Here is a 6,333-nt window from a genome sequence, read left to right as displayed (position 1 = left end):
CATCTGCGCCTCGCCGACGCTCAGCGCCAGCGCGCCGCCGCGCAGATTGGCGCCGAACGCGGTGCGACCAAGCTTCGTGCTGCCGACCGCGACGCGGGCCGCCGACAGGCGCATGTCGAGGTCTGTCGAGGACAGCGCATTGAGATCGAACATCTGCCGGTTCCAGTCATGCGCGCCCGAAGCGAGCAGCCGGATGGTGGAAATGTAGGGCGTGAAGTCGAGCGCGTCGGCCGCGAGCGTCGCCTGCAGCGTCTGGCGGCCATTGTTGGAATAGGTCATGACGCCCTCGGCGACGTTGCCGTCGAGCTCGACGTTGACATTGGTCAGCGCCACCGAGGCGCCGACCACATTGGCGCGCGCCTTCAGCGCGAAGCGGCCGAAGCCGCCGGAGCCCGGCGGCTCTTGGCCGGTCCATTGCAGCGCGTCGCGCAGCGAGGCGCTGTCGACGGTCAGCGTGCCTTCCATCATGGCGCTGGTGCGATTGGAGACCGTGCCGTCAAAGGCAAGCTTCAGCGGCGCGCTGGACAGCCGGGCCTTCACCCCGGAGCGCTCGCCCGACAACGCCGCGACGAAGTCGCCGACGCTGATCGAGCCGTCGACCCGCTCGCCGCGCCAGTCGAATTGCCCGGTGACTGCGAAAGAGCGCGAGATCGACGGCCAGGCCAGCGAGAGGTCGATATCCTCGATCTTCTCGCCTGCATGATTGCCGCCATCCTGATAGCTCAGCGTGCCGTCCTGGATGCGGATTTCCGAGAACGACACCGGATTGTCGGCGCCGGGCTTCATGGTGCGCGCGATGGTCTGGACGAAGGGCGTCCAGTTGCTCTCGCCGTCGGCTGTGCGCATCACGCGGATCTGCGGGCGCAGCATCATGACGTCGGCGATCTCGTAGCGCTGCAGCAATAGCGGCAGCAGCCGCAGATTCGCGGTCAGCACGTCGACGCGCAGCCCCGGGCCGGCGGCGTCGCCGTCGCGCAAGCCGACATCGTGGAAGGAGACGTAGCTCCCCGGAAACACCGAGACGTCGATCGGACCCTTGATCACCAGGTCGAGGCCGGTGACGTCGCGGATCTGCGCCTCCACCGCCTGCCGCACGGCGTCCCGGTTGATCAACCAGGAGGTTGCCATCATCCCGACCAGCGCGAGCGCGAGCAACGCCGCGAGCGGCGTCCCCAGGCGTTTCATTCCTTGGGCCATCGTCAATGACATGTCCTGGTCGACTTGGATCGCGGCTTGGGTCGCTGGTCGCAGGTGAAAGGGGGGTGGGCAGGGGCGCGCCGATCCCAATGCCACCCCTTGCCAACCCACGCAACTTGATGGGTTTTCTTGACGCTTTCAAGGCCATGCCACGGATGTGACCGTTCCCTGACGATCGCACGATGGCGCATTGGCGGGCGTCTGTTACCGCGGCTACTCACCCCATCCAACAAAGGGCAGGACCAGACCAGGGCCGCATTGACGCATTGCGAAGATTTCGCCTAATAATCCGGACAATGCCGGCTATTGTGCCGCTTTCCTGCCTCAGGTTGCATGTTATGAACAAGGTTTACCCCGACGCCAGATCGGCACTCGAAGGCCTGCTCAAGGACGGCATGATGCTGATGTCCGGCGGTTTCGGCCTCTGCGGCATCGCCGAGACCCTGTCGGATGCGATCCGCGAGTCCGGCGTGAGAGACCTCACCGTGGTCTCCAACAATGCAGGCGTCGACGGCATCGGGCTCAGCCGGTTGCTGGAGACCCGCCAGATCAGGAAGATGATCTCCTCCTATGTCGGCGAGAACAAGCTGTTCGCCCAGCAGTTCCTGGCCGGCGAGCTGGAGCTCGAATTCGCGCCGCAGGGCACGCTCGCCGAACGCATCCGCGCAGGCGGCGCCGGCATTCCGGCGTTCTACACCAAGACCGGGGTCGGTACCCTGGTCGCGGAAGGCAAGGAAGTGAAGGAGTTCGACGGCGAGCAGTATCTGATGGAACGCGGCCTGTTCGCCGATCTCGCCATCGTGCATGCCTGGAAGGGCGACACCGCCGGCAACCTCGTCTATCGCAAGACCGCGCGCAACTTCAATCCGATGATGGCGACCGCGGCCAAGGTGACGGTCGCCGAGGTCGAGCATCTGCTGCCCGCCGGCCAGATCGATCCCGACCAGATCCACACGCCCGGGATTTTCGTCAAGCGCATCATCCAGGTCGGAACCGGCCTGAAGCGCATCGAGCAGCGCACCACGCGCAAGCGTGAGATGGCGGCCGCCGCAACTGGAGAGGAAGTCTGATGGCCTGGACCCGCGACCAGATGGCGGCCCGCGCCGCCAAGGAATTGCGCGACGGATATTACGTCAATCTCGGCATCGGCATTCCGACCCTGGTGTCGAACTACATCCCGGCCGGCGTCGACGTGCAGCTGCAGAGCGAGAACGGCATGCTGGGCATGGGGCCGTTTCCCTACGAGGGCGAGGAAGACCCCGACCTGATCAACGCCGGCAAGCAGACCGTGACGGAATTGCCGACCACCAGCTATTTCTCCTCGGCCGATTCCTTCGGCATGGTGCGGGGCGGCCATATCGACCTGTCGATCCTGGGCGCGATGCAGGTGGCGCAGAACGGCGATCTCGCCAACTGGATGATCCCCGGCAAGATGGTCAAGGGCATGGGCGGCGCGATGGACCTGGTCGCCGGCGTCAAGCGCGTGGTCGTGGTGATGGAGCATTCCGCCAAGGACGGCCCGAAGCTCCTGAAGCAGTGCAACCTGCCGCTGACCGGCGAGCGGGTGGTCGACATGGTCGTGACCGATCTGGCGGTGTTCACCATCGACAAGCACGGCCATGACGGTATGGCGCTGATCGAGCTCGCCGACGGCGTCACGCTCGACGAGGTCAAGGCAAAGACCGAAGCTGAATTCCGGGTGGCGCTGAAGAACACATGATGTGCACCTGAGACCTGTCGTTATCGTCAGCCCGGCGAAGGCCGGGATCCATAACCACAGAAGCTCGTTGTCGACGCTAATCTTGCGGCTTGGGCTCGCTCGAAAATTGAACCCTGATGGTTATGGGTCCCGGCCTTCGCCGGGACGACGTTGATTTTGTGATCGGCACCTGCGCTTTGCTCGGCCGCTGCGGGTGGGCAAAGCGAAGCGTGCCCACCCTTTGCCAGTCAGAACGGCGCGATGGTGGGCCGGCGCGGCTTCACCTTGTCTACGGAGCTTCGATGGTTGCTGCGGACGCCGTGATCGCGACCCACCGGGTCGCGCGAATGCGCCCGACCCGGCGGATCGCAATGACGGCGGTGCATTCAAATGCGAATCACAGCTGCTTGAGATATTCGATCAGCTGCCACTTCTCGTCGTCGGACAGCCCTGTCCCGAAGTCGTGACCGGCGTTGCTGTTGCCGGGTTGGACGTCAGAGCCGCCGACCACCAGCTTGCCGTCCTTGGAGGGGGATTCGTCGGTGACATAGCCGACGTTCACCGGGTCGTATTTCCTGCTGCCGACCATGAAGAACGGCTTGCGTTGCGCCGGTGGGGTCAGCAATTCCCAGAGGTTCGGCACCGAGCCGTTGTGCAGATAGGGCGCGGTCGCCCAGATGCCGTGCAGCACCCGCGACTCATAGGCATCAGCTTCGCCCGGCACCTTGTAGAGGTTTGCGAGCCGGTCGCGGAGATGGGTCTTCAGGTTCTCGATGTTGGCATGATCCCGCGCGAGCTCCAGAAACAGCGTATGATTGCGCAAGGCTCCCTGAAGACGTTGCAGAAACGCCGCATCCTGCTGGTTGGTGAGGATATCGGCGATGTCCTTCTGGATGGCCTGCCAGACGCCGCTGTTGGGATTTGGCAGTCGCGGCAGCGGCGGGAAGGCATCGTCGAACAGCGCGCCGACCACCGCCGCTGCAAGCACGTCGGTGGTCGCGGCTGGATTGGAAAGCTTCGATCCCGGCGGATTGGGCGTCAGCGCGCCCGCCAGGACGCCGGATTGCGATGTCCGCAACGCATTCTCGAACATCCTGGAATCGGTGCCGACCGCCTTGACCGGCGTCAGCCAATTGCCTGTCTCGGCTATTTCCCGCTGGTCATGGCAGCTGCCGCAATTTTGCGCGAAGAGGACGCGGCCCCTGTTCACCTTGTCCGGATCGAGAGCGAACGGCCATGGCGGCGGCTTCAGCGCGACGATCTTTTCCTCGAGCTGCTGCAGATTGACGAAGTTCACCGAGCTCCTGAAGCTGTAGAACGGCGGCAGCAGCTGCTTCTTGGGCGTGAACTCCGCGAACACGCCGAACACCTCGCCGGCATTGCGTCCGATCGCGTTGATGTAGAGGCCGTTGGGAACGTCGCCGTTCCATTGCGTCTTGTCCTGCCGCGAGGCGTTCCAGAGGAAAGGATAGCTGACCGGCGCGTCCGCGATCTTGAAGTTCGCCTCGATCCCGAGATCCTTGCCCGCGACGCGGTTGAAGATCATGCCGAAGGCGTCGAGCCGCCCCGGTCCCCAGTGCGACGCGGGCAGGCTTTTGTCCATGAAGTCGCCCCACTGCTTGACCCAGGCGGCGAAATCCGTCTTGAGGTCCTTGGCGCGGGTCGCGGTATAGCGGTCGCCGAGCACGGCGCGGGCGAACTTGTCGAAGCGGTCGGCATCCGACAGCGTGGCGCGCGTGGCGGCCGTCAGATCGATCAGGAACGCCTGGAAATCGGCGGTCGCCGGTGCGCCATCGATGCGCAGCTGCTGCGTCGCGCCGTCCTTGTTCTGATACTCGATTTGCGCGGTGTGGCAGGCCGCGCAGCTCATGCCGAAGAAGCCGGTCTTGGCGTCGCCGTCGATCACGAAGCCGACCGCCAGCCCTTCCGGATTCGATCTGGATTTGTCGTTGGGCAGATAGCCGTAGCGTGCCAGCTGGTCGCCGCCGAACGGCTCGTCGACATCGAGCCGCCGCAGCGCCTTGAACCAGAGATAGGGCATGATGCGCGATCCCTGGCTCGTGGTGTAGAAAAACTGCCGGTCCTCCGCGGTCCAGCCCTGCCTGGCGTATTGCAGCACGGGTGTCGCGGTTGATCCGGCCGCGGACTGGGCGAGCGCCGGCGAGACCGCGCCGAGCGCTGCAAGGCAGCCGAACAAAATCTCAAATGACTTTGTCATGAAATCATCCCCGCATCATCTGATGGAAAATATCTCGCGCGCCGCGTGATGATCCCAGACTAACAAATGGGCGACGGTTTGAAACGAGCAAAATTTGCGTGACACGGAAATTGACTTCGTGGTCCGCAGATGAGCAGTGGATAAGGGAGGCCGATCACGTGTTCATGGCGGGCGCGTGATCCGCGGGCGTCTCGCTTGATTAGCAGCGCTGAGGGGCCGCCGCCAAATGCCGGTTCGCGCGCCCGGATTTCGTCAGGCCGGGTTGAGAATGCATTTGACGGATGCAGACGGCCACTCCTACACTCGAAAAAAACAAAGTGGAGGAAGCGATGCGGCCACCCTTGCCGGTGCGTGGCTTTGAGCAGGCCGCGCGCGGCTCACCCGCTGTTGGGACACCTTCGTCCGCCGACACATCCCGGCCCCGGGGATGGCCCCGCTTTCGCATCGGCATCGCAAAGACCAATCAGGAACAGATCGTCCTGATGATCACGATCCTGCTGCTGGTCGTGTTCGGCCTCACGCTGAACGGCTTTGCCACCGTGTCCAACCTGCTCAATCTGCTCCGCTCGATCTCGATCCTCGGCGTTCTCGGCCTCGGCATGGGATTGATCGTCATCAGCCGTGGCATCGATCTGAGCGAGGTCGCGATCATGGCAGGCTCCTGGTCGATCGCCCTGATCGAGATGCAGCGGGGGCTGCCGGTGACTGCGGCCGTGCTGGTGGCGCTCGCCATCGCGATCATGATCGGCGCGATCAATGGCGTGATGGTCGCCTTTATCGAGGCGCCTGCTCTGTTCGTGACGCTGGCCGCGGGCTTCGTGATCTATGGCATGGCCTTCTGGTTTGCCCCGGCCTGGGTGGTCTATGCGCCGAACAACGAGCCCGCGCTGATGTTTCTCGGCGCCGGCCGGCTGTTCGGCGTGCCGGTCCCGATCCTGGTGTTCGCGGTCGCCGCCATCGCCATGCAGCTGTTCCTGTCGCGCACCTCGCTCGGCCGCTTCATCTACGCGCAGGGCGACAGTCCCGAGGCCGCGCGGCTGTCCGGCGTCGCGCTGCGGCCATTGATCGTGCTGGAATATGTGCTGGTCGCGGTGCTTGCGTGGCTCGCGGGCTTCGTCTGGGTCGGCACCACAGGCAGCATGCAGATGGCGATCACGCAGGGCACCATGATCTTCGACGTGGTTCTGGTCGTCGTGATCGGCGGCATCAGCCTGATCGG

At 64.3% G+C, this 6,333-nt stretch carries 5 protein-coding genes; 3 read left to right on the top strand and 2 right to left on the bottom strand.

Annotated features, from left to right (window positions below; all coding sequences use genetic code 11):
• Positions 1-1,197 (bottom strand): AsmA family protein (locus tag WCB02_RS22370; RefSeq protein WP_423961509.1); only part of this gene is annotated, 1,197 nt, incomplete at its 3' end.
• Between the two features lie 338 nt (positions 1,198-1,535).
• Here WCB02_RS22370 and WCB02_RS22365 point away from each other — a divergent pair.
• Positions 1,536-2,267: a CoA transferase subunit A gene (locus WCB02_RS22365; protein WP_423961507.1), complete on the top strand. Its 732-nt coding sequence runs from the start codon at positions 1,536-1,538 to the stop codon at positions 2,265-2,267.
• Positions 2,267-2,917, top strand: a complete 651-nt coding sequence (locus WCB02_RS22360; protein WP_423961505.1) for a CoA transferase subunit B — start codon at positions 2,267-2,269, stop codon at positions 2,915-2,917. The genes WCB02_RS22365 and WCB02_RS22360 overlap by 1 nt, the downstream gene beginning before the upstream one ends.
• A 376-nt stretch (positions 2,918-3,293) precedes the next feature.
• Here the strand turns inward: WCB02_RS22360 and WCB02_RS22355 are convergent, their stop codons facing one another.
• Positions 3,294-5,114 (bottom strand): di-heme-cytochrome C peroxidase, encoded by a 1,821-nt coding sequence (locus WCB02_RS22355; protein ID WP_423961503.1) that lies wholly within the window; start codon positions 5,112-5,114, stop codon positions 3,294-3,296.
• A 329-nt stretch (positions 5,115-5,443) separates the two neighbouring features.
• Here WCB02_RS22355 and WCB02_RS22350 point away from each other — a divergent pair.
• Positions 5,444-6,333: ABC transporter permease (locus WCB02_RS22350; RefSeq protein ID WP_423961501.1), on the top strand; the 890-nt coding region annotated here is incomplete at its 3' end.

Source organism: Bradyrhizobium sp. (assembly GCF_049581145.1).
Lineage (GTDB): Bacteria > Pseudomonadota > Alphaproteobacteria > Rhizobiales > Xanthobacteraceae > Bradyrhizobium.
The sequence above is the reverse complement of the archived record's forward strand: the minus strand, read 5'-3'. Positions and strand labels throughout refer to the sequence as shown.

Coding starts and splice junctions, on each gene's coding strand:
- WCB02_RS22365 (WP_423961507.1), top strand. CDS start 1,536: ATGAACAAGGTTTACCCCGACGCCAGATCGGCACTCGAAGGCCTGCTC.
- WCB02_RS22360 (WP_423961505.1), top strand. CDS start 2,267: ATGGCCTGGACCCGCGACCAGATGGCGGCCCGCGCCGCCAAGGAATTG.
- WCB02_RS22355 (WP_423961503.1), bottom strand. CDS start 5,114: ATGACAAAGTCATTTGAGATTTTGTTCGGCTGCCTTGCAGCGCTCGGC.